Genomic DNA, 26070 nt, shown 5'->3' on the forward strand with positions numbered 1-26070 from the left:
CGCCATGCTGGTCTGCATTCCCGGCATCCTGGACCGCGAAGCGCTTGCGGCGGTCCGCGCGCGCCTCGATGCGGCCGGCGATGCGTGGATCGACGGCCGAGTCACCGCGGGCCACCAGGGCGCGCCGGTCAAGTTCAACCAGCAGATCGACGAAGGCTCGGCGGTGGCGCACGAATGCCAGTCCATCGTGGCGAGCGCGCTCGAACGCCACCCGACCTTCATCAGCGCGGCGCTGCCGAACCTGCTGTACCCGCCGATGTTCAACCGCTACAGCGAAGGCATGCGCTTCGGCCTGCACGTGGACGGCGGCGTACGCATCGACCCGCGCACCGGCCGCAAGCTGCGCACCGACCTGTCGGCCACGCTGTTTTTGTCGGACGCCGACAGCTACGACGGCGGCGAGCTGCAGATGGAAGACACGCACGGCATGCAGACCGTGAAGCTCGCGGCCGGCGACATGGTGCTCTACCCCGCCACCAGCCTGCATCAGGTGACGCCCATCACGCGCGGCGTGCGCGTCGCGTGTTTCTTCTGGGTGCAGAGCCTCGTGCGCGACGCGGGCGACCGCGCGCTGCTGTTCGACATGGACAACGCGATCCAGCGGCTCAACCAGAGCGGCGCCGACGAATCGGCGCGCCGCACGCTCGTAGGCACGTACCACAACCTGCTGAGGAAGTGGAGCGACACCTAGTTCTTTAAACTCTCCCGGCTCACCAGACATACAACAACCGAGGAGAGAGAACTTGCGTATTCAAACCACCCGCCTGACAGCCGGCGTGCTGCTCGCGTGCGCCGCTTTCGTGGCCCACACCGGCCACGCCGCATCGCCGACCGGCACCACCCCGTCCACCCCCGCTTCGACCGCCAGTTCGCTGGAAGCCGAGCAGGACGCCGCCTTCAAGGCTGCCAAGGCCGTGCAGAAGGCCGGCCCCGCCGACATCGTGCTGCGCGACCAGGCCCACCTTCAGCTGCCCGCGGGCTATGTGTGGGTGCCGACGCCCGCCGCCGCGCAGTTGATGCGCAGCATGGGCAACCGCACCGACGACACCTTCGTCGGGGCGATCTTCCCCGCCGACGACGCCGACTGGATGGCCGTCGTGAAGTTCGTGAAAGAGGGCTATATCAAGGACGACGATGCGAAGGACTGGAACGCCGACGACCTGCTCAAGAGCCTGAAGGAAGGCACCGAAGCCGCGAACGAGGAGCGCGCCAAGCGCGGCATCCCCGCCATCGAGGTGACGGGCTGGGCGCAGAAGCCGCAGTACGAAGCCGCATCGCACCGCCTCGTGTGGTCGGCCCTGTCCCAGCGCAAGGGCAACACCGACGGCAGCCAAGGCGTCAACTACAACACCTACGCGCTGGGCCGCGACGGCTACCTGAGCCTGAACCTCATCACCAACGCCAAGGACCTCGACAAATACAAGCCCGACGCCAGCAAGCTGCTGGCCGCAATCCAGTACGACGACGGCAAGAAGTACGCGGACTTCAATTCATCGACCGACAAGGTCGCCGCCTACGGCCTGGCCGCGCTGGTGGCCGGCGTTGCGGTGAAGAAGCTGGGCCTGTTCGCGATTGCGCTGGCCTTCCTGGCCAAGTTCGCAAAGCTGGCCGTGGTGGCGGGCGGTGCGGCGCTGTGGGGCATCGCGAAGCTGTTCAAGAAGAAGGCTTGAGCGAGGGGGCCGGACTGAAGGACCGCGGCGGCGCAGCCGGACTGAGTTTTCAGAACATCCCGGAATTCCAGCAATCCGGCACGACAATTCGGGCATGGCCACCTCCTCCGACCTCCCTCCCCTCAACCGCCAGTTCGTCGCGCATTTCGGCGAGATGGGCAGCAAGTGGGGCATCAACCGCACCGTCGGGCAGATCTATGCGCTGATCTTCCTGTCGGAGCGCGCGCTCAACGCCGACGAGATCGCCGAGTTGCTCGAGTTCTCGCGCTCGAACGTCAGCATGGGCCTGAAGGAACTGCAGGCCTGGCGGCTGGTGCACCTGCGGCATCACGCGGGCGACCGGCGCGAATACTTCGAGGCCCCCTCTGACGTGTGGGAAATCTTTCGCGTGCTGGCCGAGGAGCGCCGCCGCCGCGAGATCGAACCCACGCTCTCGATGCTGCGCAACGCGCTGCTCGAATCACCCACCAGCGACGCCGAACGCCACGCGCAGGAACGCATGCGCGAGATGCACGACCTGATCGACCGGCTGATGAAATGGTTCGACGACGTGCAGCGGCTCGCGCCCGAGACCGCCATGAAGCTCATGGGCATGGGCGCGACGGTGACGAAGGTGTTGACACTCAAGGACCGCATCACGGGGGGCGGCGTCTCGAAGAAGAAGCCCGCGGCGGATTGAAGGGGGCGCCGTTCGGGGGCGCTCACGCCGACGGGGGACCTTCGCGGAGGGGAGTACCCGGTGGCCTGTGCACGCCCCCAGACTGACCGCAAAAAGCGAATGGACTCTCAAAGCCGCTCCTGCCCCTGCGGCGCCTCTGGCATCTCGAGCTTCTCCCTGCGGATGGCGTCGTCGTCCATGAGTTCGTACCACATGGCATTGAGTACGGCGAAAGCGGCTGCCAGCGGCAGACCGAGGATCCAGGCGAAGTACCACATCTTTTTTCCTCCGTTCAGTAGGCGTGACCGCTCTCGTCGCGGATCGCCTGTTCGTCGACCTTGCCCCACAGCACGTGGTAGACCCAACTGGTGTAGGCCACGATCAGGGGAATGAAGAAGGCCGTGACCACCAGCATGATGAACAGCGTGAGGTGGCTCGACGACGAGTCCCACACCGTGAGGCTCGCGCGCGGATCGATCGACGACGGCAGGATGAACGGGAACATCGATGCCCCCACGCTGAGGATGATGCCGGCGATGCCGAGCGCCGCCGCGAGCAGCGCTAGCACCGGGCGGCGCAGCGCGAGGCCGAGCAGCGCACCCAGCGCGCCGACGAAGCCCGCGGCCGGTGCGGCCCATGTCCACGGGTGCGCAGTGTAGTTGGCGGTCCACGCACCGGCGTGCAGCTCGACAGTCTTCAGCATCGGATTCGACGGTCCTATCGCATCGACCACGCTGCTGATGCGATAGCCGCCGATGCTCGTCGCCAGCAGCACGCCGGCCAGCGCATACAGCGCGATGGTGAGCACCGCGGCGACCATGCCGTAGCTGCGCGCGCGCTCGGCGACCGGCCCGGCCGTCTTCAGCAGCAGCCACGACGCGCCGTGCATCACGAGCATCGCCACCGACACCAGCCCGCACAGGATGGCGAACGGGTTCAGCAGACCGAAGAAGCCGCCGTCGTAGAAGATGTGCATGTCGCTTCCGAAGCGGAACGGCACGCCCTGCAGCACATTGCCCACGGCCACGCCGCAGATCAGCGCGGGCACGAAGCCGCTGAAGAACAGCACGCCGTCCCAGCGCGCGCGCCACTGCGGCGACTCGCGCTTGCTGCGGAACTTGAAGGCCACGGGCCGCAGGATCAGCGCCGTGAGAATCACGAACATCGCCAGGTAGAAGCCCGAGAAAGACACGGCGTACAGCTGCGGCCACGCCGCGAAGATCGCGCCGCCGCCGAGGATCAGCCACACCTGGTTGCCTTCCCACACCGGGCCCACGCTGTTGATGACGACACGGCGTTCGATGTCGTTGCGCGCCGCGAAAGGCAGCAGCATGCCGCTGCCCAGGTCGAAGCCGTCGGTCACGGCGAAGCCCACCAGCAGCACGCCGATCAGCAGCCACCAGATGATGCGAAGGGTGTCGTAGTCGAGGAGTGTGTGAAGGATCATGCGGCGCTCCCGGTGGTGGCAACAGCGGCGCCGGCGTGCGCCGGCGGAACGTGCGAGCGGGTGTCGCCCTCGTCGGGCGCGTGCTCGGCTTCAGGCCCCTTGCGGATGGCCTTGAGCATCAGCTTCATCTCGATGACGAGCAGCGTGCTGTAGATCGCGACGAAGCCCGCGAGCGTGAGCAGCAGCGTCTTCACGCCGAGGTTCGACACGGCCACCGCGGTTGGCAGCACGCCCTCGATCACCCACGGCTGGCGGCCGAACTCCGCCACCAGCCAGCCCGACTCGATGGCAATCCACGGCAGCGGAATCGCGAACACGGCGAGCTTCAGCAGCCAGCGGTAGCGGTCCAGCCTGCGGCGTGCCGACAGCACGAAGAAAGTGGCGGTCAGCACGATCAGCAGCATGCCGATGCCCACCATCACGCGGAACAGCCAGAACAGCGGCGCCACTTGCGGCACGGTGTCCCACGCGGCCTTTGCGATCTGCTCGTCGGTGGCGGTGCGCGGGTCGTCCACGTAGCGCTTGAGCAGCAGCGCGTAGCCCATGTTGATGCCGTTGTCCTCGAAGTCGCCGCGCACGCCTTGCGTGACCTTGCCGGTGCCGCCGGCTTCGCGGATCTTCTGCAGCGCGTCGTACGCCTTGAGGCCTTCGCGGATGCGGGCTTCGGCGCGCTTCACGAGTTCGTCGATGCCGGGCATCACGGTGTCGAGCGAGCGCGTGCCGATCAGGCCCATCACCGCCGGGACGTGGATGGCGTAGTGCGTCTCGCGCGCCTGCTGGTCGGGAAACCCGATGACGGTGAAGGCGGCGGGCGCGGGCTGCGTTTCCCACATGGCCTCGATGGCGGCCAGCTTCATCTTCTGGTGTTCGCCCGAGAGGTAGCCGCTTTCGTCGCCGAGCACCGCCACCGACAGCGCGGCGGCGAGGCCGAACGAGGCCGCAACAGTCATCGAGCGCTTTGCAAGTTCGAGGTGGCGCCCCTTGAGCACGTACCAGGCCGACACGCCGAGCACGAACACGGCCGCGCACACGTATCCCGCCGACACGGTGTGCACGAACTTGGCCTGCGCCACGGGGTTGGTCAGCACCGCGGCGAAGTCGGTCACTTCCATGCGCATGGTCTGCGGGTTGAAGGCCGCGCCCACGGGGTTCTGCATCCAGCCGTTGGCGATCAGGATCCACAGCGCCGAGAAGTTCGAGCCGATGGCCACGGCCCACGTCGCGATCAGGTGGCCCACTTTCGATAGCTTGTCCCAGCCGAAGAAGAACAGCCCGACGAAGGTGGCTTCCATGAAGAAGGCCATGAGCCCCTCGATGGCCAGCGGCGCGCCGAAGATGTCACCGACGTAGTGGCTGTAGTAGCTCCAGTTCATGCCGAACTGGAACTCCATCACGATGCCGGTGGCCACGCCCATTGCGAAGTTGATGCCGAACAGCACGCCCCAGAACTTCGTCATGTCGCGCCAGATCGTGCGACCGGTCATCACGTAGACCGTCTCCATGATCGCGAGAATGATCGAAAGCCCGAGCGTCAGCGGCACGAACAGGAAGTGATACAGCGCCGTGACGGCGAACTGCAGGCGCGATAGCGCGACGATGTCGAGGTCCATGAGTCTTCCTTTGTGTTCCCTGTTTTCCCGTTCTGAAATCAATCCGGCCGCAGGCTGCGCAGCGCAGCGTCGAAGGCACCGCTGCCGCGCCGCAGGTCGGCGGTGATGCAGCCCTGGTGCATGCACACGATGCGGTCGGCCAGCGCGGCTTCGCGGCGCAGGTGCGTGGCGATCAGCAAGGTGCGTCGGCCGGCGTGTTGCGCGAGGCGATGCAGCACGTCGTGCGCGGTAGCGGCATCGAGCGCCTCGGTCGGTTCGTCGAGCAGCCAGAGCGGCACGGGGCGCAGCAGCAGGCGGGCCAGTGCGAGCCGGCGCGACTGCCCGCCCGAGAGGCCGAGGCCGCCCTCGCCGAGGCGGGTGCCGAGGCCGGAGGCCATCGCGCGCAGGTCGCTTTCGAGACCTGCGGCGCGCAGTGCGGCGTGCAATTGCTCGTCGGTGGCGTCGGGGGCTGCAAGGCGGAGGTTGTCGCGCAGGCTGTCCTGGAAAAGTTCGGTGCGCTGCGTGAGCAGGCAAGCGGGCTGCGCGCTCGTGCTGCCGGACTGTGGCGTGATCTCGTTGGCGATCGCTGCGAGCAGCGTGGACTTTCCGGCGCCGCTTGCGCCGATCAGTGCGACGCGCTCGCCTGCGTCCAGGGTCAGCGACACGTCGCGCAACACTTGCGTGCGGCTGCCGGGGTGAACCACCGTGACGCCCTTCAGCTCCACCGCGAAGGCCGCGTCACGCTCTTGTGCCGCGGCAACCTCGTTGCCTTGCGCAGTCATGCGCGGTGCAAGGCGCCGCACCGCCAGCCACGTGCGGCCCGCATCGAGCGCACCACGGCGCAAGGCCGCGAAAGGTTCGGCCGCTGTGAGTGCCACCAGCAGTGCCAGTGCCGCAGCGGGCGCGCCGATGACGCCCTCGCCTGCCAGCACGCCGACGGCCAGCAGCACGCCAACGAGGGTCAGGGTGCTTGCGCTGCCATAGGCCAGACCAGCCGCCGCTTCGAGCTTGTTCAACGCGAGGTCCGCCTTGGCGAGGTGCATATCGGCATTCATCAATGCCTCGCGCTGTGCGCCGATGCGGCCTGCCATCACCAGGTCGGCCTGCCCCGCCACGAGGTCGACCGCGCGTGCGCGCAGCGCTTCCATGGCATGCGCCCGCTGCACGGCCGGTCGGCGCGCGCGCCTTGCGACGAGGAACGCGATGCCCCAGCCGACGACCACGAGCCAGAGCATCAGCGCAATGCCCACGCCGGCGTGCATGAAGCCGAGCACGAGGCCCGCCAGCAATGCAGCGCCCAATGTCGCAGCGGCCGGCACGAACAGGCGAAGGTAGAGCGACTCCAGCGCATCGATGTCGGCCGTCAGGCGAAACAGCAGGCGGGCCGGGCGCATCAGCAGTTCGCGCGCCGCCTCGGCCTTGGCCCAGCCGCGGAACAGGCGAACGCGCAGCGCGGCGAGCACGGCGAAGGTCGCGTCGTGTGTCACCAGCCGCTCGCCGTAGCGCGATGCCGTACGGCCGAGCGCCAGCAGGCGGATGCCGGCCGACGGCATGAACACGTCGAAGGTGAAGGCGGTGGCTGCATGAAGGCCGGCCAATGCGGTCGCGGTGATGAACCAGCCCGAAAGCCCCAGCAGCGCCATGCCTGCAAGCACGGTGACTGCCGCTAGCAGGCAGCCCAGCAGCAGGGGACGCGGCTGCGCGGCAAGGAAGGGCCGCAGCACCAGGCGCAGATCGCGCCAGTTCGAAGCGACGAGAGGCAACGCCTTCATGCGGCCTTCTCCATCGCTTCGGTGCCAAGGTTCACTGCACGGTCCATGCGCGCAGCCAGCACCGGGTCGTGCGTGGCGACGACGAGGGTCTTGCCGCGCGCCAGCGCCACCAGCGCATCGGCCACGCGCTCGGCCGTTTCGGTGTCGAGGTGGGCCGTCGGTTCGTCCACAAGCAGCAGGTCGGCATGCGGATGCACCGCGATGCGTGCGAGCGCGAGCCGCACGGCTTCTCCGCCAGACAGGCCATGGCCGCCCTCTCCGATCGCCACGCCAGGATGCGCCTGCGCCACAGCGTCGAGCGACGCGAAGCGCATCGCCTCGGCGACCTCCGAGGTACCCACCTCCGCGCGCCCCAACGCCACATTGGTCTTGACCGAGCCGGCGAAAACGTGCGGTGCCTGGCCCATCCATGCCATACGCTGGCGCAGCGCCGTCACCGTGCGATCCGTGAGCACCACGCCGCCGACCGAGATCTCGCCGCGCGTCGCGGGCACGAGGCCTGCGAGCAAGGACAGCAAGGCCGTCTTGCCCGAGCCGCTGGGCCCCATCAACGCGATGTGTTCGCCGGCCGCGACGCGAAGCTCGAAGCCTTCGAAGACTTCTTGCGGCTCACCGGGCCAGGAGAAATGCAGGTTGCGGACGGCGACAGCCGGTGCCCCGCCGGTCGGAGCCATCGCTGCGCGCGTCAGCGAAGCGCTCGCACCGGGCAGCGGCAGTTCGTTGCGCTGCAAGCGGTCGAGCGCCTCCAGCGCCGCTTCGCCCGCAGCCCGGTCATGCCAGACCGCCGACAACTCACGCAGCGGCTCGAAGAATGCCGGCGCCAGCAGCAGCACGAACAGCCCCTCGCCCAGGCTCAGCTGCCGGCCCCAGGTGCCGAAGCCGAGCGTGCCCAACAAGTGGAAACCGACGTACGCGGCCACCATCGCCACACCCAGCGCCGAGAAAAGCTCCAGCACGGCCGACGAGAGAAACGCAATGCGCAGCACCGCCATCGTCCGCCGGCGCAGGGATTGCGCGGCATCGTCCAGCCGCAGCGCCGTGGCCTCCACCGCATCGAGCGCACGCAGCGTCGCCAGCCCGCGAAGCCGGTCGAGCAGGAACGCATTCATGCCGCCCATCTCCACCATCTGCGCCTGGCTCGCCGCCTTGGCACGCCAGCCGACGATGGCCATGAAGACCGGAATGAGCGGCGCCGCGACCAGCAGCACCAGCGCGGCCACCCACGAAAAGGCGGCCACCGCACACAGGATGAAGATCGGCACCACCGTCGCGCGCCAGCGCGCGGGCTGGTAGCGCACCAGGTACGGCACCAGCGCCTCGGCCTGCTCGGCGAGCACGCTGGCGGCCAGCCCGGAAGGCGCGCGGCCGCGATCCAGCGGCGAGCCGCCGGCCAGCGCCGCGGCTGTTTGCGCGCGCAGCACCGTGAGCTGCGCGCGCGCCCGGGAGAAGGTCCGGCGCGCGCCCCAGGCCTCGCAGCCTGCCCGCAGCAGCCCGAGCAACAGGATCGCACCGGCGGGCCAGGTCACGGCCGCCAAACCGCGACCCGACGCCAGCCCCTGCACCGCCATCGCCAGCAGCGCCGCCTGCGGCAGCCAGAACAGCGCCGCGGCGCCCTGCACCATCCCGCCGACGTCGGGCGACGCGAAAGCCCGCAGCGGCGATCGGAGTGGCGAGTGCTTGGTCATTCCTTTTTTTCGTGTATTTTCAGTATTTACTGAAATTTCCACAATCATACCGGAGACGGGAGTGACTGACGAGCCCGCAGACTGCACGCTCCAGCGCTCGAGCGCAACCGGTTCAGGAAGATTCGGCCAGTGCGCCTGCGCGGGCGCGCCTGTCCTTTAATGAGAAACGACTATTCCGCTGACCAGCAGCGCGGCAAACAGCGCGAAGACCGCGCGCCACGAGGCAGGGCGCGCTTCCACCCAGCGATACAGCAGCGCCGCCGCGGCCACCGACAGGCCGAAGGTCGCCACGAGGCCGGCCGCATCGAACCACGCGCCGTGCGGCCCGGAATTAGCGACCGCCGCATTCGTGGCGAGCAGCACCGGGAAGTGGATCAGGAACAGCGAGTAAGACATGCGCCCCAGCCGCAGCAACGGCATGGCCACGGCAGGCCAATGGGGCGGCGACAGCCAGTTCCGGCGCTGCGCGACGGCCAGCAGCAGCGCCGTGACCAGCGCGGTCGCGATGCGGCTGCGCCAGTCGAGGGCAAGCGCGCCTGCTCCCACCAGCGCCATCAGCGCGACGGCGCTCTGCCAGGTGCTGGCGCGCGTGGCGCGGCCGATCCAGAACACCAGCATGCCCAGGCCGTAGGTTCCGAAGAAATAGAAGGCGGTGTCGTCCAGCCCCGCGTTGCGGTTGAAGAGCACGAGCGAAGCCACGGCCAGGCCGACCACCAGCGCCACGGGCATCCAGCGCATCTGCGCGCCCGGCGGCGGCGAACCGCTCGAGCGCTGCAGCAGCGTGGGCAGGCCCACCAGCGCCAGCGCCAATGCAAACAGCTGGAAGTCGATGGCCACGTACCAGACACCCGTCGACAGCGACTCGAAGCCCAGCAGGTCCTGCAGCAGCAATCCATGCGCGACCAACTGCCCGAAGGTCGGCGCCGCGGGCACCACCTCCTCGTCGAGCCATGGCCGCACCACCGCCGCGACCAGCACGCACACCGTGAGCGCAGCAAGGTATGGCATGACCAGCCGCCCATAGCGCTGCAGGATGCGCGTCACCGGCCGCTCCACGCGCAGCAGGCCGTCAGGCGCAAGGCTGGCGGCCGCCAGGAAGCCGGCGATCACAAGGAACACCTGCACCGCCAGCCGGCCCTCGTCAGCCAGCCAGGCGAAGAAATCGGGCGCGAGCGCATACGCGCCGGCCGGCATCGGCCCGTAGCGCGAAAGATGGTGTCCGACGATCACCGCACAGGCGATGCCCTTTGCCGCATCGAGCAGCGGCATGCGCCCCACGGATGACGACGGCGCGCCGGCAGCAGGCGCCGCGCCGTTCGCGGCGGAAGTCAAAGCGCGAGCCGTTGCCTTGCTTCCTGGTATTCGCGCTTGAGCTTCTCGATGAAGGCCGCGGCGCTCGCCACTTCGGTCACGGCGCCGATGCCCTGGCCCGAGCCCCAGATGTCCTTCCAGGCCTTGGCCTTGCTGCCTTCGCCGCCGCCGAAGTTCATGGTCTTCACGTCGCCCTCGGGCAGGTTGGCCGGGTCCATGCCGGCCTTGACGATGCTGGGCGCGAGGTAGTTGCCGTGCACGCCGGTGAAGAGGCTCGAATAGACGATGTCATCCGAGGTGCCATCGACGATGGCCTGCTTGTAGTCTTCGCTGGCGCGCGCTTCCTCGGTCGCGATGAAGGCGGTGCCGATGTAGGCGAAATCGGCGCCCATGGCCTGCGCGGCGAGCACCGCACCGCCGTTGGCGATGGAGCCCGACAGCGCGATCGGGCCGTCGAACCACTGGCGGATTTCCTGCACCAGCGCGAACGGACTCTTCACGCCCGCGTGGCCGCCTGCGCCCGCCGCCACGGCGATGATGCCGTCGGCGCCCTTTTCGATCGCCTTCTGCGCGAACTTGTTGTTGATGATGTCGTGCAGCGTCACGCCGCCGTAGCTGTGCACCGCGTCGTTCACGTCGGTGCGCGCCCCCAGCGAGGTGATGACGATCGGCACCTTGTACTTCACGACCATTTCCATGTCGTGCTCGAGGCGGTCATTGCTCTTGTGCACGATCTGGTTGATGGCGAACGGCGCGGCCGGCTTGTCCGGATTGGCCTTGTTGTAGGCCGCGAGTTCCTCGGTGATCTCCGCGAGCCAGTCTTCCAGCTGCGCCGCGGGACGCGCGTTGAGCGCGGGCATCGAGCCGACCACGCCGGCTTTGCATTGCGCAATCACGAGCTTGGGGTTGCTGATGATGAACAGCGGCGAGCCGATGATCGGCAGCGGCAGGTTCGCGAGGACGGGGGGTAGCTTGGACATGTTGTCTCCGGAATTGGATGTCGGTTTTATAAGAGAGAGGAGCCCCTGCCGCCCGTCAGGTGGGCGACACGGGGCGGGGCTCAAAAAGCGTCGAGCGCGAGCGCCGTGACGCTCTCGGCACCGTCGACGATGCTGTCGCGGATGCCCGGCACCTTGTTGAGGATGTGCTCGGCATAGAAGCGCGCGGTGGCGATCTTCGCCAGCATGAAGTCGGTATCGAAGCTGCGCGAGGCAAGGTCCTGCGCAATGATCAGCGAGCGCGCAAGCTGCCAGCCTGCCACGAGGTTGCCCGCGAGCATCAGGTAGGGCACGCTGCCTGCGAACACGGCGTTGGGCGAAGCCTTGGTCTGGCCCGCGACGAAATCGACGACTTCGACGAAGGCTTCGCGCGCAGCCTTCAGGCGCTTGAGCACGGCGGCTGCAGCGGCGCTGTCGCTCTTGGCGAGTTCGGCCTCGGTCTTCTCTATTTGTGCCGCGATGGCCTTCGCAGTCTGGCCGCCGTCGCGCGCCGTCTTGCGGCCCACGAGGTCGTTGGCCTGGATCGCGGTGGTGCCTTCGTAGATCGTGAGGATCTTCGCGTCGCGGTAGTACTGCGCCGCGCCCGTCTCCTCGATGAAGCCCATGCCGCCGTGCACCTGCACGCCCAGCGAAGCCACTTCGAGGCTCATCTCGGTGCTGTAGCCCTTCACGAGCGGCACCATGAATTCGTAGAAGGCCTGGTTCTGCTTGCGCGCATCGGCGTCGGGATGGTGATGCGCTGCATCGTAGGCGGCGGCGGCCACGCTGGCCATCGCGCGGCAGCCTTCGGTGTAGGCGCGCATCGTCATCAGCATGCGCTTCACATCCGGATGGTGAATGATCGGCGCACTGGCGTTGATGGAACCGTCGACCGGGCGGCTCTGCACGCGGTCCTTGGCGTAGGCCACGGCGTGCTGGTAAGCGCGCTCGGCAATCGCGATGCCCTGCATGCCCACGGCGTAGCGGGCCGAGTTCATCATGATGAACATGTACTCGAGGCCGCGGTTCTCCTGGCCCACGAGGTAGCCGACGGCACCGCCATGGTCGCCGTACTGGAGCACGGCGGTGGGCGAGGCCTTGATGCCCATCTTGTGCTCGATGCTCACGCAGTGCACGTCGTTGCGCTCGCTTAAGCGACCGTCCTTGTTCACGAGGAACTTGGGCACGACAAACAGGCTGATGCCCTTCACGCCCTCGGGCGCGCCGCTGACGCGCGCCAGCACCAGGTGCACGATGTTCTCGGCCATGTCGTGCTCGCCGTAGGTGATGAATATCTTGGTGCCGAACACCTTGTAGGTGCCGTCGGGCTGCGGCTCGGCGCGGCTGCGCACCATGGCCAGGTCGCTGCCGGCCTGCGGCTCGGTGAGGTTCATCGTGCCGGTCCACTGGCCGCTCACGAGCTTTTCGAGGTACACCGCCTTCAGTTCGTCGGAGCCGGCCGTGAGCAGCGCCTCGATGGCGCCGTCGCTCAGCAGCGGGCACAGCGCGAAGCTCATGTTGGCCGAGTTGAGCATCTCGCCGCAGGCCGCGCCGATGGTCTTGGGCAGGCCCTGGCCGCCGAAGTCCGACGGATGCTGCAGGCCCTGCCAACCGCCCGACACGTACTGCGCGAAGGCCTCCTTGAAGCCCGGCGTGGTCGTGACCTCGCCGTCCTTGAACGACGAGGGATTGCGGTCGCCCGCCACGTTCAGGGGCGCGACCACATCCTGGTTGAAGCGCGCGCATTCCTCCAGCACGGCCTGCGCGGTTTCGAGGCCGGCGTCTTCGAAGCCCGGCAGCTTCGCGATCTCGCCGATGTTGGCCAGGTGCTCGATGTCGAACAGCATGTCCTTGAGGGGGGCGGTGTAGCTCATGTCTTGTCTCCAGATACAGCGGATACGAAAAGGGCATCGCGAACGATGCCCTCTGGCTCATTGCGCCGGTGCGGTCAAAGCGCCTTCACCAGTTCCGGCACCGCCGTGAACAGGTCGGCCACGAGCCCGTAGTCGGCCACCGAGAAGATCGGCGCTTCCTCGTCCTTGTTGATCGCCACGATCACCTTGGAGTCCTTCATGCCGGCCAGATGCTGGATCGCACCCGAGATGCCGGCAGCGATGTACAGCTGCGGCGCCACGATCTTGCCCGTCTGGCCCACTTGCCAGTCGTTCGGCGCGTAGCCCGCATCCACGGCTGCGCGGCTGGCACCCAGGCCCGCGTTGAGCTTGTCGGCCAGCGGCGCCATCACCTCGGTGAACTTCTCCGCGCTGCCCAGCGCCCGGCCACCCGAGACGATGATCTTGGCGGCCGTCAGCTCGGGGCGTTCGCTCTTCGTGACTTCCCGGCCCACGAAGCTGCTCTTGCCGCTGTCGGCCACGCCTTCGGCCGTTTCGACCGCTGCGCTGCCACCGGTCGCAGCTGCGGCGTCGAAGCCGGTCGTGCGCACCGTGATCACCTTGATCGGGTCTGCGCTCTGCACGGTGGCGATCGCGTTGCCCGCGTAGATCGGACGCTCGAAGGTGTCGGGGCTGTCGACCTTGGTGATGTCGCTGATCTGGGCCACGTCGAGCTTGGCGGCCACGCGCGGCGCGACGTTCTTGCCGTTGGCGGTCGAGGGGAACAGGATGTGGCTGTAGCTGGATGCGATCGCCAGCACCTGGGCGGCGACGTTCTCCGCGAGGTTCTCGGCCAGGCTCGGGCTGTCGGCCACGATGACTTTGCTGACGCCCGCGATCTGCGCGGCGGCCTTGCCGGCTTCGGCGGCGTTGGCACCGGCCACGAGCACGTGGACGTCGCCGCCGCAGGCCAGCGCTGCGGTCACGGTGTTCAGGGTCGCGGGCTTGACGCTCGCGTGGTCGTGTTCGGCAATAACTAGTGCGGTCATGTCGTTGTCTTCCTCAGATCACTTTGGCTTCGTTCTTGAGCTTGTCCACCAGGGTGGCGACGTCGGGCACCTTGATGCCGGCACCGCGCTTGGGCGGCTCGCTGACCTTCAGCGTCTTCAGGCGCGGCTTGACATCCACGCCCAGGTCCTCGGGCTTGAAGGTGTCCAGCTGCTTCTTCTTGGCCTTCATGATGTTGGGCAGCGTCACGTAGCGCGGCTCGTTCAGGCGCAGGTCGGTGGTGATGACGGCCGGCAGGCTGAGGCTGACGGTTTCCAGGCCGCCGTCGACTTCACGCGTCACGGTCGCCTTGCCGCCAGCGACTTCGACCTTCGAGGCGAAGGTGGCCTGGGGCAGATCAGCCAGCGCAGCCAGCATCTGGCCGGTCTGGTTGGCGTCGTCGTCGATGGCCTGCTTGCCCAGGATGATGAGCGACGGTTGTTCCTTGTCGACCAGCGCCTTGAGCAGCTTGGCCACGGCCAGGGGCTGCAGTTCTTCGGTGGTCTCGACCAGGATGCCGCGGTCGGCGCCGATGGCCATGGCGGTGCGCAGGGTTTCCTGGCACTTGGCGTCACCGCAGGACACGGCGATGACTTCGGTGACCACGCCCTTTTCCTTCAGGCGAACCGCTTCTTCCACCGCGATCTCGTCGAAGGGGTTCATGCTCATCTTGACGTTGGCAATGTCCACCCCGGTGCCGTCGCTCTTCACGCGCACCTTGACGTTGTAATCGACGACCCGTTTGACAGGTACGAGAACCTTCATTGACTTGACTCCATTGGATTGCAAAAAGGGGGCTTCGAGGGCAACCGGTCATTCTAGGACGCGACCTTTGTCGCCTCTCCATTCTTCTCGTCGGCACGGGGACCAAGAAAAAAGAACGATCGTGCTTTTCCGTGATTATAAAACAGCGTCGGGCGCCTGGACGACTCCTGGCGGTAAAGACTCCACACGCAGCACGCGCTGCGGATAGGGAATGTCGATGCGCGCACCGCGCAGCCCGTCGAGGATTGCGATGTTGATGGCCGAGCGCAGGTTGTCCTTGCCCTTGTCGGGGTCGGCGACCCAGAAGTTCAGCGTGAACTCCAGGCCGTCGGGCGCGAAGTTCATGAGGAAAGCCACCGGCTCCGGGTCGGACATCACGCGCGGCTGGGCCTTGGCGGCCTCGCACAAGATGGACTGCACCTGCGCCACGTCGCTCTCGTAGCCGACCACGATGGTGGTCGTGATGTTGAACTTGCGGTCGGCCAGCGACAGGTTTTCCACCCGGCTGGTGATCAGCGATTCGTTCGGCACGATGGCCTCGCGCCCATTGCCCGCGCGGATCAGGGTATAGCGGGTCTTGATGTCGGTGATGCGGCCCTCGAAGGTATCGACCTTCACGTTGTCGCCGATGCGGATCGAGCGCTCGAGCAGGATCACGAACCCGCTCACGTAGTTGGCCGCCAGCTTCTGCAGGCCGAAACCCAGGCCCACGCCGAGCGCGCCGCCGAGCACGGAAAGCGCCGTCAGGTCCACCCCCACCGCCGACAGTGCGAACAGCAGGCCGACCAGCAGCAGGAAGGCACGCACCGCATTCGACGCCACCTTGCGCATCGACAGGTCGGTCACGGCCTCGCGCAGGATGCGCTTCTCGATAGTGCTCGCGATCCACAGCGAGATCACCAGCACCAGCCCCGCCGACAGCACGCCCTGGAAGATGGTCTGCAGGCTCACACGCGTCTTGCCGAAGGCCAGCGTGATGTCATCGAGCTCGGCCAGCACCGGCGGCAGCAGCCCGACGATCCAGAGCACCGCCGCGATCCACGCCAGCCAGGAGATCGTGCGCTCGATCAGCCGCACGAGGTTGGACGCGGGAAACACCGCCCGCAGCACCCGCGCGAACAGCCTGATAACCACCAGCGACAGGAACACCGGCACCGCGATGCGCAGCACCAGCACGGTCTGGAAATCGAGCACCACGCGCCGGGCGAGATCGGTGAACACCAGCGCCAGCAACGGGAACAGCAACCCGTCGAAGGTGCTCTCGCCGAACCAGATCGAATCCTTGGGCTGGTCGCGGCCGAACCACTTGCAAACGGCCCAGGCCAGCGCCACGCAGACCACCAGCGCGACAAGCTCGATGCCGAGGCCGCGCGCATCGACCTGGCTCAGACGTTGAGTGAAATCGTTGAAATTCATCTATTGAAAGGTAGCGGAGCGCCGTCCGCGCCGGCTGCGTTAGAGATCCGCGAGAACGCGGATGTGGGCTTCCACGCTGCGCGCGAGCGCATCGAGGTTGTAGCCGCCTTCGAGCATCGAGACGATACGGCCCTTCGCATGGCGCCTCGCAACATCGTGTATGCGGCCCGTGATCCAGGCAAAGTCGTTTTCGTTGAGGCCCAGCTGGCCCAGGTCGTCCTCGCGATGGGCGTCGAAGCCGGCGCTGATGAAGACCATCTGCGGCTTGAACTCCTCCAGCCGCGGCATCCAGGCCGCTTCGATCATCTCCCGCACGTCCATGCCCCTTGTGTAGGCCGGGATCGGCAGGTTCAGCATGTTCGGCGCCGGATGCTCGGTGCCGCTGTACGGGTAGAACGGATGCTGGAAGAACCCGACCATCAGCACGCGCGGATCGTTCGAGAGGATGTTCTCGGTGCCGTTGCCGTGGTGCACGTCGAAATCGACGATGGCTACGCGCTCGATGCCGTGCACCTCGATGGCGTGGCGCGCCGCGATGGCGACGTTGTTGAAGAAGCAGAAGCCCATTGCCTGCTCCCGGCATGCATGGTGGCCGGGCGGGCGCACCGAGCAGAAGGCGTTTTCCAGGTCGCCGGCAATCACCGCGTCGGTCGCAGCGATCGCAGCGCCGGCGGCGCGGCGCGCGGCCAGCAGGGTGAAGCGGTTGAGCACCGTGTCGGGGTCGACCTGCGCGTGGTCGGGGCCGCCGGCGGGTTCGTCGGCCACCAGGCGCTGGTTCAGCGCCTCGAGGTACTCGACGTGCGCGGTGCTGTGCGCCCGGGTGATCTGTTCCAGGGTGGCCAGCGGCACCTCGCAGTGCTCCAGCGCATCGCCCACGCCGGTGAGCAGCAGGCGGTCTTCGATGGCATCCAGCCGACCCGGGCACTCGGGGTGCCCCTCGCCCATGTCGTGCTTCCAGAAGTCGCGGTGTGTGAAGTAGCCTGTCTTGCCCATGTGTCTCTGTCGCCACGCCTAGACCTCATTCGGCATGGGGCCGGCAGGTCTTACGGTATCGTTTGCATATGGATACAAATATGGACGTTGCTGCGAAGCTAGCCACTTTGCTGAGTCAGCTTAACACGGTGATCGTGGGCAAAGAGGCCCAGGTGCGCGACTGCGTGGCCTGCCTGCTGGCAGGTGGGCACCTGCTGATCGAGGATGTGCCGGGGGTGGGCAAGACCACCCTCGCCCACGCGCTGTCGCATACCTTCGGGATGCAGTTCTCGCGGGTGCAGTTCACGGCCGACCTGATGCCTGGCGACCTGTCGGGCGTGGCGATCTACGACCGGGGCCAGCAGGCCTTCGTGTTCCACCCCGGGCCGATCTTTGCGCAGGTGCTGCTGGCCGACGAGATCAACCGTGCCAGCCCCAAGACCCAGAGCGCGCTGCTCGAGGCGATGGAGGAAAAGCAGGTCACCGTCGAAGGCGAAACCCGCCCGCTGCCCACGCCCTTCTTCGTGATCGCCACCCAGAACCCGCAGGACCAGCTCGGCACCTTCGCGCTGCCCGAGTCGCAGCTCGACCGCTTCCTGATGCGCATCTCGCTCGGCTACCCCGACCGCGCCGCCGAGCGGCTGCTGCTCGCGGGCGGTGACCGCCGCGAAATGCTGGCCTCCCTTCCCGCCATGCTGACCGCCGGCGAACTCACGGCCCTGCAGCAGCGCGTGCAGCAGGTGCATGCGGCCGAGCCGCTGCTCAACTACCTGCAGGACCTGATCGCGGCCACGCGCTCGGGCCGCTGGTTCCTGCAGGGCCTGTCGCCGCGCGCCGGCATCGCGGTGCTGCGTGCGGCCAAGGCGCAGGCGCTGCTGGCCAACCGGAGCTACGTCGCACCCGACGACGTGCAGGCCGTGCTGCCGCAAACGATCGCGCACCGCCTCACGCCCGTGGGCGACGCAGGGCGCGGTGCCGTGGAGCAGGTGCGCGCCATGATCGCCGCCGTGCCACTGCCGTAGTCATGAAACACCCCCAGGCTTTGCGCACTTCGTGTCGCTTCTCCTTCCCCCTTGCAGGGGGCAACACCGGCGGCCCGGCGAAGCCGGTTCCGCGGTGTTTCGCGCTTTTCGGCCCCAGGGACCACCACCGATGATCGCCTCTTTGCGCTCGCGCATCGATGGCTGGTTCCTGTCGCGCCGTCCGCCGTCGGACACGCTGGAACTCACGCAGCGCAATGTCTACATCGTGCCCACGCGAGCCGGATGGACGCTGGGCGCGACGCTGCTGGTGCTGCTCGTCGCCTCGATCAACTACCAGCTCAACCTCGGCTACCTGCTGACCTTCCTGCTGGCCGGCAGCGTGGCCGTGGGCATGCACGTGTGCCACGGCACGCTGCGCGGGCTGGCGATGCACCTGGTGCCGCCCGATGCCCACTACGCGGGCGCCGCCGCCGTCTTCCGGGTGGTGCTGCACAACACGCGGCGCCGCGTGCGCTACGGCATCGGCATGGCCGTGCGCGGCAGCGGGCAATGGGCCTGGACCGACGTGCCGGCCGAGGGAACGTCCACCGTCGAGATCGCCTTCCAGCCCGAGCGGCGGGGCCTGCACCCGGTGCCGCCGCTCACGGCCGAGACGCGCTTCCCGCTCGGCACGTTCCGCGTGTGGACAGTCTGGCGGCCGGCCGCGCAGATGCTGGTCTACCCCACGCCCGAGGCGCATCCGCCGCCGCTGCCGCCGGGCGAGCCGCTGTCGGGGCCGGCGGCGATGTCCGCCTCGCTGCGGGCGCACAACGCCGGCGAGTACGACGGCGTGCGCGCCTACCGCCGCGGCGATCCGCTGAAGCTCGTGGTCTGGAAGAAGGCAGCGCGCGCACAGGCAGCCGGATCGGAAGAGCTGGTGAGCCGCGACACGCAGCAGACCCAGCGCGAAGAACTCTGGCTCGACGCGCGGAGCACCAGCCTTGCCGATGCCGAAGCCCGCCTCTCGCGCCTGTGCGCGTGGGTGCTGATGGCCGACCGGCTGGGCGTGGACTACGGCATCCGGGTAGAGGGCCGGGTCGTGAAGCCGTCGCAAGGCGAAGCCCACCGGCGCGCCTGCCTCGAGGCCTTGGCGCTGTGTTGAACGGAACCGCCGCATGAACCGAGTCATACGGGAACTCGCCGCACTCCCCCGGGACGCGCGGGATACCCTTTTCCTGCTCTGCGTGATCGGCCTGATCCTGCTGCCGCAGATCGAGAACCTGCCCTGGTGGTGCACGGCCATCACGGTCATGGTGCTGCTCTGGCGCGCCACATTGTCCGTACAGGGGCGCTCCCTGCCCAGCAAGTGGTGGCGCATCGCCCTGCTGGCGCTGATCCTCGGCGCCACCTACGCCACGCACCGCACGCTGCTGGGCCGCGACGCGGGCGTGACGCTGATCGTCAGCCTGCTCGCACTCAAGACGCTGGAACTGCGCGCGCGGCGCGATGCGTTCGTGGTCTTCTTCCTGGGCTTCTTCGCGATGCTCACGAACTTTTTCTATTCGCAGTCGCTGCTGACCGCGTTCACCATGCTGCTGGCGCTGCTGGGCCTTTTGACCGCGCTGGTCAACGCGCACATGCCGGTGGGTCGGCCGCCGCTGATGCAGGCCGCACGCATGGCGGGCTGGATGGCGCTGGCGGGCGCGCCGATCATGCTCGCGCTGTTCCTGCTGTTCCCACGCCTCGCGCCGCTGTGGGGCACACCCAGCGACGCCATGCTGGGGCGCAGCGGCCTGTCGAACACCATGCGCGTCGGCACCATCGCCGAACTGGCGCTCGACGACCGCATCGCCGCGCGCATCAAGTTCGACGGTGGCCGGGCGCCGCCGCAAAGCCAGCTCTATTTCCGCGGACCGGTGCTGGCGCAGTTCGACGGCCGTGAATGGACCGCGCTGCCGTCATGGGCGCGCGGCGCGCAATGGACCCCCAACCTGCGCGTGAGCGGCGAACCCGTGCGCTACGAGGTCACGCTCGAAGCCAGCAACCGCCCCTGGCTGCTGGCCCTCGACGCGGCGCAGCGCCCCCCCGAGGCACCCGGCTTCGAAGTCACCGGCACGCCCGACCTGCAATGGATCGCGAACCGCCCCGTCACCGACCTGGTGCGCTACCGCGCCGAAAGCTACACGCAGTTCCAGAGCGGCCCATTGAAGCGCACGGGCGGCCAGCTCCAGGCCTACCTGGCGCTGCCGCCCGGCACCAACCCGCGCACCGCCGCCCTCGCCGCCGAGATGCGCGCCGACCCCGCGCTGGCCAACGCCAACGCGCAGGCCTTCGTGCAGGCAGCCCTGCGGCGCCTGCGCACCGGCGGCTACAGCTACACGCTGGAGCCGGGCGTCTATGGCAACGACACGGCCGACGAGTTCTGGTTCGACCGCAAGGAGGGCTTCTGCGAGCACATCGCCTCGGCCTTCGTGGTGCTGATGCGCAACCTGAACATCCCGGCGCGCATCGTGACGGGCTACCAGGGCGGGGAACTCAACGGCGTAGACAACTACTGGATCGTGCGCCAGAGCGATGCCCATGCCTGGGCCGAGATCTGGCAGGAAGGCACCGGCTGGACCCGCGTGGATCCCACGGGCTCGGTGTCTCCGGGGCGCATCGGCCAGACACAGCGGCTCCAGCCGCAGCCGGGCCTGATCGCGGGCGCCTTCGGCTCGATGAGCCCCACCCTCGTGCAGAACATCCGCGCCGCATGGGAAGCCGTCAACAACGGCTGGAACCAGTGGGTGCTCAACTACACCCAGAGCCGCCAGCTCAACCTGCTGAAGAACATCGGCTTCAAGGCGCCGAGCCTCGAAGACCTGGCCTACGTGCTGCTCTACCTGCTGGTGGGCGCGAGCCTGGCTGGCGCCGGCTGGACGCTGTGGGAGGGCAGCCGGCACGACCCATGGCTGCGCCTGCTAGGCCGGGCGCGCGCGGCTCGCCAAGGCCGGCCTGCAGCTGCCCGACAGCGCCCCGCCGCGCCAGATGGCACAGGCGGCCGACGCACGCTTCGGCCCCGCCGCGCAGGCCGTGCGCGACTGGCTGCTCAAGCTCGAGGCACAGCGTTACGCGCCGGCCACGCCCGACTCGCTCTCCACCCTGCGCGCCGAGTTCCGGCGCATCGCCTGGCCGACCGACAACCCACGCGGCTGAAACCACATGTGTCCCTGAAGAGGGGCCATGTGGGCGGACGGCACAATCGGCCCATGCGATTTTTCCTCTCCACGCCTTCGCGCGCCGCCGCGGCAGCCGCCCTCCTTGCCGCCTGCTGCGCATGGTCCACGGGGGCTGTAGCCCAGAAGTCTTCCAACGGCCGCAGCGCAGCGGCCAGCCCGGTGCGCGGCAGCACGCCCTACGCCATGCGCGACGACGCGATGAAGTTCGCCGACGAAGTGGCCGAGCGCCGCGGCCTCGATCGCGACTGGGTGCGCGCCACCATCGGCAGCGCGCGCTTCCTGCCCAACGTGCCGCGGCTCATGCTGCCGGGCCCGGTCGGCACGGTGAAGAACTGGCAGACCTACCGCAGCCGCTTCATCGACCCGGTGCGCATCGCGGCCGGCGTGCGCTTCTGGCGCGCCAATGCCGACACGCTCGCGCGCGCCGAGCAGGTGTACGGCGTGCCGCCGGAAATCATCGTCGGCATCGTCGGCGTGGAGACCATCTACGGCCGCAACATGGGCAACTTTCGCGTGATCGATGCACTGGCCACGCTCTCGTTCGACTTTCCCGAAGGCCATCCACGCGCGGCCGAGCGCCAGGCCTTCTTCCGCGGAGAGCTCGAAAGCTTCCTGAGCACCGAGAGCCGCACCGCCGACGATCCGCTCACGCCCGTCGGCAGCTATGCCGGCGCGATGGGCATGCCGCAGTTCATGCCCAGCAGCATCGCCAAGTACGCGGTCGACTTCGACGGCGACAGCCGCATCGATCTCGTGAACAACCCGGCCGACGTGATCGGCTCGGTCGCCAACTACTTCAAGGCCTTCGGCTGGAAGGCCGGCATGCCGGCGATCTATCCGATGCATTTCGAGGAAGCGCGGCTGCAGAAGGCGCTGCTGCTGGCGCCCGACATCCTGCCGACCTTCAGCACCGACAGCTTCGTGGCCGCCGGCGCGGTGCCCGAAGGCGACGGCATCAACCACAAGGGCCTGCTCGCATTGATCGAGCTGCAGAACGGCGCCGATGCGCCACCAACCTACGTGGCCGGCACGCGCAACTTCTACGTGATCACGCGCTACAACTGGAGCAGCTACTACGCCATGTCCGTGCTCGACCTTGGGCAAGAGGTCAAGGCGGCGATGGAGCAATAGCACCATGACACCCGAGGCGCTGCGCGCGAACTGGAACGAGGCCTGGCATGCGCTGGGCATCGACTCGCCGGGTGAGGCGCTGTGCGAAGAGCTGCAGCGCCGCTACGGCGAACCGCAGCGCCACTACCACACGGTGCAGCACCTGGGCGAATGCCTCGCGTGGTTCGAGCGCGAGAAGACGTTGGCCGAACGCCCCGGTGAAGTGGCGCTCGCGCTGTGGTTCCACGACGCCATCTACGACGTACACGCCCACGACAACGAGGCACGCAGCGCCGATTGGGCGCGCGAGGCCCTGCTCGAAGCCGGTGCGGACAGCGCAGCCGCCGAGCGCGTCCATGCGCTCGTGATGGCCACGCGCCACGACGCCGTACCCGAAGGCCGCGATGCCGAGCTGCTGATCGACATCGACCTGTCGATCCTCGGCGCGGAACGTGGGCGTTTCGACGAATACGAGCGGCAGGTGCATGCCGAATACGCCTTCGTTCCGGACGAGGTGCGGCTGCCGCGGCGCCGAGCGATTCTTCAGCGCTTTCTCGACCGCCAGGCCATCTATGCGACACCGCGGATGCACGCGCAGCTCGAAGCGCAGGCGCGCCTCAACCTGCAGCGTTCCATCGCGGGCTGACCGGCCTCGTCAGGCGGGCACCAGGCGCCACCATTCGGTGCGCGGCGGCTCGCCATGGCGCTCTTCTTCCACGATGCCGAACAACAGGCCGTCGCGCGCCGCGCCCAGCTTCGCCAGCTGCAGCGTGCGCGCCGCATCGCGGCACAGCGCAAAACTGGCGTCGCCCCACCATTCGAGACAGCGGCCGACTTCGGCCAGCATCAGCGCGGGCTGGCTCTGCATGAAGGTGAAGGGCATCGGCAGGCCTGCATCGAGCTGGGTCAGGCCGGCATGCGTGGCGCCCCATGCGCCGCGTTGACTGGCGACACGGATGCGCGCGCCGGCCGGCAATGCGGCCTCGCCCGCCGCGTCGAGGCAGCAGCGTGCGCCGTACATCGCCAGCTCGGTCCACAGGCCGACACGGCGCGGCCGGCGGCCGATGCGGCGGGCGAGGTCATCGCGCCAGTCGACCGGCGGCGGATGCGCGATGAAATGGGCGGTGGTGTGCCAGGTGCTCATGGGCCTGCGTCCTTCAACACGAGCGAAGCATGTCCACCGCCGAAGCCCACCACGTTGAGCAGGATGTTGCGCAGCTTCTGCGGCGCCTCCTTGCTCAGCGCAATGCCGAGCGATGCATCGAGCGGATAGTCCACCGACGGCCAGACGCCACCCTCGATGCAGCCGACCAGCAGGGCCAGTTCCGCCGCCCCCGCCGCGCCCAGCGTGTGGCCGATCGCCGACTTGAGCGACACCAGCGGCGGCAGCGGATCGAACACCTGCTTCAGCGCTTCCACCTCGATGGCGTCGTTGACGGGACTGCCCGCCGCCTGCACCTTGATCAGGTCGATGTCGCCGGGCTGCAGGCCGCTCTGCGCCAGCGCGCCGCGGCACATCGCATGCACGGCCGTGGCTTCGGTGCCCGATGGGTTGCGCCCGTCGACCACGTTGGCACCGCCCGCGACCTGCCAGCGCGCAGGACGCGATGTCAGTCGCAGTGCGGCGACCGCTTCGCCGAGCACCAGCCCCTTGCGCTGTGCGCCGAAGGGCTGCGCGCGGTCGGGCGCCAGCAACTGCATCGCGCCGAAGCCGGCGACCGTGAAGCGGTTGTCGAGTTCGATGCCGATCACCAGTGCCTGGTCGGCGTCTTCGCTGCGAATCAGCTCGGCGGCCGCCAGCACCGCGTTCAGCGCCGACGTGCAGGCGGTCGAAACGGTGAACACCGGTCCCTGCCAATCCAGCGCGCGGGCCACGATGCCGGCAAAGTCCTGCAGGTCGCCGCCGAGCCGCAGGTCCTGCTTCTCGTGCTCCATGAAGCCGATGTCGAGCGACGACGAGGCCACGAACAGCGGTACCGTGCGCGCGCCCCAGTCGCCGGTCTGCGAAGCCACGTTGCACACGGTGCGGCACAGGCGCTGCGTCCAGTCGCCTTCGCTCGGCGCCAGCGCGTACACCGGCCAGTGGATTCCCTCTGCCACGGCCACCGGTGTCGGCGGCACGCCGCCGCGCTGCAGCGACGCCAGCACGGATGGAACGTCGTCGCCGAGCACACAGGCCAGGCCCGTGCCGCCCAGGTAGACATCGCTCATGCCTTGCCCGCCAGCGCGAGGTGTTCCGCCAGATGAGCGATGGAAGTCATCGCCCGGCGTGTTTCCTTGCTGTCGGGCATGCGCACGCCGAAGCGCTGCTGGATCGTCATCGACACCTGGAGCGCGTCGAGCGAGTCGAGGTCGAGCCGGGCCTCGGGGCCGAACAATGGCTCGTCGTCGCCGAGGCCGCCCGGGGGCGTGTCCTTCTCGACGGCTTCGAGCACCATGGCCTTGAGGCTGGCAATGAATTCAGGGGTGACGGTGGTGCTCACGATGCGCGCCTGCGAAACAGAAAAACAGCCAGAAGAAACATCAGCGCCGCGAACACGGCCAGCCGGCCAATCTGCGGCAGCGCATCGGCCACGCCGCCGCCACGCAGCAGCACGGTCAGCAGCGCTTCGAGCCCCCAGTTCATCGGGGAAATCTCGACCAGCCGCTGCATGAAGCCCGGCATGACGAACTTGGGCACCATGATGCCGCCCGCCGCCGCCATCAGCACATTGACCATCGGCCCGATGGTGGCCGCCTGCGCGTGGCTGCGCACCAGGCAGGCCAGCGCGAGCGACAGGCTCACCGCCGCGAGGCTCACGGCCGCGAGCGACAACAGCAGCGCGCCCCAATGGATGCCCGCGAGCGACAGCGCGTCGCCGCCGATCAGCGGCATGAACCAGATGCCGGCCGCGAGCATCAGCACGGCCTGCAGCGCGTTCACGCCCAGGTACGGCAGCGCCTTCGACATCAGCAGCATGCTGCGCGACACGCCCAGGCCCTGCAGCCGTCCGAGCGCGCCCGAACTGCGCTCCTGCACGAACAGGCTGGACAGCGAGGCCACTACGAAGAACATGCCGAACACCAGCCAAGCCGGCACGTTCTGCTGCACCGAGGTCGGCCGCGGGCCGGCGGTGGAGAAGCGCTCGGCGCGCACCATCGCCTCGATGGACGCCTCGGGCGCGGGGCTGGCCGTGCCGGGCACCGCCAGCGCAAGACGCGCCTTGAGCTCGCCCGAGGCGCCGATGAGTTCGGCGCGCAGCGCGTTGAACAGGTTGGCGTCGATGCCGGGTTCGGTCAACAGATGGATGTACGCCCTGGTCGACAGCGCGGCCGACTCCAGCTCTTGCGACAGGCCCGGCTCCATCACGATCACGTACTTGAGCGAGCCGTTGCGCAGCCGCGCCTGCCAGTCATTGCCAAGCGGCTGCGGCGCGCCATGGTTGCGCTGCCAGAGCTGCTTGAGCCACTGCGCGGGCGTGGCCATGTCGCGCATGTCGATGGCGTAGTTCAGCTCGGCCAGCGGCGGGCGGTAGATATCCTTCAGCGTGAGCGACATCAGCACGATGAAGACCATCGGCATCAGGAACAGCGCGGCAAGGCCGTGCATGTCGCGCACGAGGGCGAGCAGTTCTTTCTTGATGAGCGCGAGGAGCATGG

At 68.2% G+C, this 26070-nt stretch carries 23 protein-coding genes and 1 pseudogene; 8 read left to right on the forward strand and 16 right to left on the reverse strand.

Annotated features, from left to right (window positions below):
- Positions 1-4: 4 nt before the first annotated feature.
- The 3 genes from ACEN9N_RS13650 (at position 5) to ACEN9N_RS13660 (ending at position 2349) form a co-directional block, all read left to right on the forward strand.
- A complete protein-coding gene (locus ACEN9N_RS13650) occupies positions 5-691 on the forward strand; it encodes a Fe2+-dependent dioxygenase (protein WP_413315482.1) in 687 nt (228 codons plus the stop codon).
- A gap of 85 nt (positions 692-776) precedes the next feature.
- A complete protein-coding gene (locus ACEN9N_RS13655; RefSeq protein WP_157632114.1) occupies positions 777-1670 on the forward strand; it encodes a DUF2167 domain-containing protein in 894 nt (297 codons plus the stop codon).
- Between the two features lie 94 nt (positions 1671-1764).
- On the forward strand, positions 1765-2349 hold the full coding sequence (locus ACEN9N_RS13660; RefSeq protein ID WP_007828838.1) for a GbsR/MarR family transcriptional regulator: 585 nt from the start codon (positions 1765-1767) through the stop codon (positions 2347-2349).
- Positions 2350-2456: 107 nt separating this feature from the next.
- On the opposite strand, the gene cydX is transcribed toward ACEN9N_RS13660, so the two are convergent.
- The 12 genes from cydX to ACEN9N_RS13720 all read right to left on the reverse strand — a co-directional run bounded on the left by cydX (position 2457) and on the right by ACEN9N_RS13720 (position 17162).
- Positions 2457-2606, reverse strand: a complete 150-nt coding sequence (gene cydX, locus ACEN9N_RS13665) for a cytochrome bd-I oxidase subunit CydX (protein WP_007828837.1) — start codon at positions 2604-2606, stop codon at positions 2457-2459.
- 14 nt (positions 2607-2620) lie between these two features.
- On the reverse strand, positions 2621-3775 hold the full coding sequence (gene cydB / locus ACEN9N_RS13670; RefSeq protein ID WP_413315483.1) for a cytochrome d ubiquinol oxidase subunit II: 1155 nt from the start codon (positions 3773-3775) through the stop codon (positions 2621-2623).
- Entirely contained in the window at positions 3772-5385 is a 1614-nt protein-coding gene (locus ACEN9N_RS13675; protein ID WP_007828834.1) for a cytochrome ubiquinol oxidase subunit I, read from the reverse strand. The genes cydB and ACEN9N_RS13675 overlap by 4 nt, the downstream gene beginning before the upstream one ends.
- Before the next feature lie 38 nt (positions 5386-5423).
- The gene (locus ACEN9N_RS13680; protein WP_495656294.1) at positions 5424-7136 is read right to left on the reverse strand and encodes an amino acid ABC transporter ATP-binding/permease protein; all 1713 of its coding nucleotides are present in this window, start codon (positions 7134-7136) and stop codon (positions 5424-5426) included.
- Complete coding sequence (gene cydD / locus ACEN9N_RS13685) at positions 7133-8821, reverse strand: thiol reductant ABC exporter subunit CydD (RefSeq protein ID WP_495656295.1); 1689 nt, start codon at positions 8819-8821, stop codon at positions 7133-7135. Before cydD ends, ACEN9N_RS13680 begins: the two co-directional genes overlap by 4 nt.
- Before the next feature lie 156 nt (positions 8822-8977).
- Complete coding sequence (locus tag ACEN9N_RS13690) at positions 8978-10090, reverse strand: acyltransferase family protein (RefSeq protein WP_007828830.1); 1113 nt, start codon at positions 10088-10090, stop codon at positions 8978-8980.
- Positions 10091-10149: 59 nt separating this feature from the next.
- Positions 10150-11112, reverse strand: coding sequence for an NAD(P)H-dependent flavin oxidoreductase (locus ACEN9N_RS13695; protein WP_413315486.1), 963 nt, complete (start codon positions 11110-11112; stop codon positions 10150-10152).
- 80 nt (positions 11113-11192) lie between these two features.
- A complete protein-coding gene (locus ACEN9N_RS13700; RefSeq protein ID WP_495656296.1) occupies positions 11193-12983 on the reverse strand; it encodes an acyl-CoA dehydrogenase in 1791 nt (596 codons plus the stop codon).
- A gap of 74 nt (positions 12984-13057) precedes the next feature.
- Positions 13058-13990 (reverse strand): electron transfer flavoprotein subunit alpha/FixB family protein, encoded by a 933-nt coding sequence (locus tag ACEN9N_RS13705; RefSeq protein ID WP_495656297.1) that lies wholly within the window; start codon positions 13988-13990, stop codon positions 13058-13060.
- 13 nt (positions 13991-14003) lie between these two features.
- A complete protein-coding gene (locus ACEN9N_RS13710) occupies positions 14004-14753 on the reverse strand; it encodes an electron transfer flavoprotein subunit beta/FixA family protein (protein ID WP_495656298.1) in 750 nt (249 codons plus the stop codon).
- 135 nt (positions 14754-14888) lie between these two features.
- Entirely contained in the window at positions 14889-16169 is a 1281-nt protein-coding gene (locus tag ACEN9N_RS13715) for a mechanosensitive ion channel family protein (protein WP_007831644.1), read from the reverse strand.
- A gap of 39 nt (positions 16170-16208) precedes the next feature.
- Positions 16209-17162, reverse strand: a complete 954-nt coding sequence (locus ACEN9N_RS13720) for a histone deacetylase family protein (protein WP_007831641.1) — start codon at positions 17160-17162, stop codon at positions 16209-16211.
- Between the two features lie 80 nt (positions 17163-17242).
- Between ACEN9N_RS13720 and ACEN9N_RS13725 the strand changes: the two genes are divergently transcribed.
- The 5 genes and pseudogenes from ACEN9N_RS13725 to ACEN9N_RS13745 all read left to right on the forward strand — a co-directional run bounded on the left by ACEN9N_RS13725 (position 17243) and on the right by ACEN9N_RS13745 (position 23077).
- A complete protein-coding gene (locus tag ACEN9N_RS13725) occupies positions 17243-18163 on the forward strand; it encodes an AAA family ATPase (protein WP_007831639.1) in 921 nt (306 codons plus the stop codon).
- Positions 18164-18293: 130 nt separating this feature from the next.
- Positions 18294-19265: a DUF58 domain-containing protein gene (locus ACEN9N_RS13730; protein WP_495656299.1), complete on the forward strand. Its 972-nt coding sequence runs from the start codon at positions 18294-18296 to the stop codon at positions 19263-19265.
- Between the two features lie 13 nt (positions 19266-19278).
- Positions 19279-21298 (forward strand): annotated as a pseudogene (locus tag ACEN9N_RS13735) (transglutaminase TgpA family protein).
- Positions 21299-21351: 53 nt separating this feature from the next.
- Positions 21352-22452, forward strand: a complete 1101-nt coding sequence (gene mltB, locus ACEN9N_RS13740; RefSeq protein ID WP_495656300.1) for a lytic murein transglycosylase B — start codon at positions 21352-21354, stop codon at positions 22450-22452.
- Between the two features lie 4 nt (positions 22453-22456).
- Positions 22457-23077: an HD domain-containing protein gene (locus tag ACEN9N_RS13745; protein ID WP_495656301.1), complete on the forward strand. Its 621-nt coding sequence runs from the start codon at positions 22457-22459 to the stop codon at positions 23075-23077.
- A gap of 9 nt (positions 23078-23086) precedes the next feature.
- On the opposite strand, the gene ACEN9N_RS13750 is transcribed toward ACEN9N_RS13745, so the two are convergent.
- From ACEN9N_RS13750 to ACEN9N_RS13765, 4 genes are read right to left on the reverse strand one after another with little or no spacing between them, the layout of a single operon-like run.
- The gene (locus ACEN9N_RS13750) at positions 23087-23575 is read right to left on the reverse strand and encodes a hypothetical protein (protein ID WP_007831623.1); all 489 of its coding nucleotides are present in this window, start codon (positions 23573-23575) and stop codon (positions 23087-23089) included.
- On the reverse strand, positions 23572-24642 hold the full coding sequence (locus ACEN9N_RS13755) for a beta-ketoacyl synthase N-terminal-like domain-containing protein (protein WP_495656302.1): 1071 nt from the start codon (positions 24640-24642) through the stop codon (positions 23572-23574). Before ACEN9N_RS13755 ends, ACEN9N_RS13750 begins: the two co-directional genes overlap by 4 nt.
- Entirely contained in the window at positions 24639-24914 is a 276-nt protein-coding gene (locus ACEN9N_RS13760; RefSeq protein WP_495656303.1) for an acyl carrier protein, read from the reverse strand. Before ACEN9N_RS13760 ends, ACEN9N_RS13755 begins: the two co-directional genes overlap by 4 nt.
- Positions 24911-26068 (reverse strand): ABC transporter permease, encoded by a 1158-nt coding sequence (locus tag ACEN9N_RS13765; protein WP_413315493.1) that lies wholly within the window; start codon positions 26066-26068, stop codon positions 24911-24913. The genes ACEN9N_RS13760 and ACEN9N_RS13765 overlap by 4 nt, the downstream gene beginning before the upstream one ends.
- Positions 26069-26070: the final 2 nt, after the last annotated feature.

The sequence above is a fragment of the Variovorax sp. Varisp46 genome, assembly GCF_059491885.1.

Coding starts and splice junctions, on each gene's coding strand:
- ACEN9N_RS13695 (WP_413315486.1), bottom strand. CDS start 11,112: ATGTCCAAGCTACCCCCCGTCCTCGCGAACCTGCCGCTGCCGATCATC.
- ACEN9N_RS13765 (WP_413315493.1), bottom strand. CDS start 26,068: ATGCTCCTCGCGCTCATCAAGAAAGAACTGCTCGCCCTCGTGCGCGAC.
- ACEN9N_RS13750 (WP_007831623.1), bottom strand. CDS start 23,575: ATGAGCACCTGGCACACCACCGCCCATTTCATCGCGCATCCGCCGCCG.
- ACEN9N_RS13715 (WP_007831644.1), bottom strand. CDS start 16,169: ATGAATTTCAACGATTTCACTCAACGTCTGAGCCAGGTCGATGCGCGC.
- ACEN9N_RS13690 (WP_007828830.1), bottom strand. CDS start 10,090: ATGCCGCTGCTCGATGCGGCAAAGGGCATCGCCTGTGCGGTGATCGTC.
- ACEN9N_RS13745 (WP_495656301.1), top strand. CDS start 22,457: ATGACACCCGAGGCGCTGCGCGCGAACTGGAACGAGGCCTGGCATGCG.
- ACEN9N_RS13755 (WP_495656302.1), bottom strand. CDS start 24,642: ATGAGCGATGTCTACCTGGGCGGCACGGGCCTGGCCTGTGTGCTCGGC.
- ACEN9N_RS13675 (WP_007828834.1), bottom strand. CDS start 5,385: ATGGACCTCGACATCGTCGCGCTATCGCGCCTGCAGTTCGCCGTCACG.
- cydB (WP_413315483.1), bottom strand. CDS start 3,775: ATGATCCTTCACACACTCCTCGACTACGACACCCTTCGCATCATCTGG.
- cydD (WP_495656295.1), bottom strand. CDS start 8,821: ATGACCAAGCACTCGCCACTCCGATCGCCGCTGCGGGCTTTCGCGTCG.
- ACEN9N_RS13660 (WP_007828838.1), top strand. CDS start 1,765: ATGGCCACCTCCTCCGACCTCCCTCCCCTCAACCGCCAGTTCGTCGCG.
- ACEN9N_RS13725 (WP_007831639.1), top strand. CDS start 17,243: ATGGACGTTGCTGCGAAGCTAGCCACTTTGCTGAGTCAGCTTAACACG.
- ACEN9N_RS13720 (WP_007831641.1), bottom strand. CDS start 17,162: ATGGGCAAGACAGGCTACTTCACACACCGCGACTTCTGGAAGCACGAC.
- cydX (WP_007828837.1), bottom strand. CDS start 2,606: ATGTGGTACTTCGCCTGGATCCTCGGTCTGCCGCTGGCAGCCGCTTTC.
- ACEN9N_RS13705 (WP_495656297.1), bottom strand. CDS start 13,990: ATGACCGCACTAGTTATTGCCGAACACGACCACGCGAGCGTCAAGCCC.
- ACEN9N_RS13700 (WP_495656296.1), bottom strand. CDS start 12,983: ATGAGCTACACCGCCCCCCTCAAGGACATGCTGTTCGACATCGAGCAC.
- ACEN9N_RS13710 (WP_495656298.1), bottom strand. CDS start 14,753: ATGAAGGTTCTCGTACCTGTCAAACGGGTCGTCGATTACAACGTCAAG.
- mltB (WP_495656300.1), top strand. CDS start 21,352: ATGCGATTTTTCCTCTCCACGCCTTCGCGCGCCGCCGCGGCAGCCGCC.
- ACEN9N_RS13680 (WP_495656294.1), bottom strand. CDS start 7,136: ATGAAGGCGTTGCCTCTCGTCGCTTCGAACTGGCGCGATCTGCGCCTG.
- ACEN9N_RS13730 (WP_495656299.1), top strand. CDS start 18,294: ATGATCGCCTCTTTGCGCTCGCGCATCGATGGCTGGTTCCTGTCGCGC.
- ACEN9N_RS13650 (WP_413315482.1), top strand. CDS start 5: ATGCTGGTCTGCATTCCCGGCATCCTGGACCGCGAAGCGCTTGCGGCG.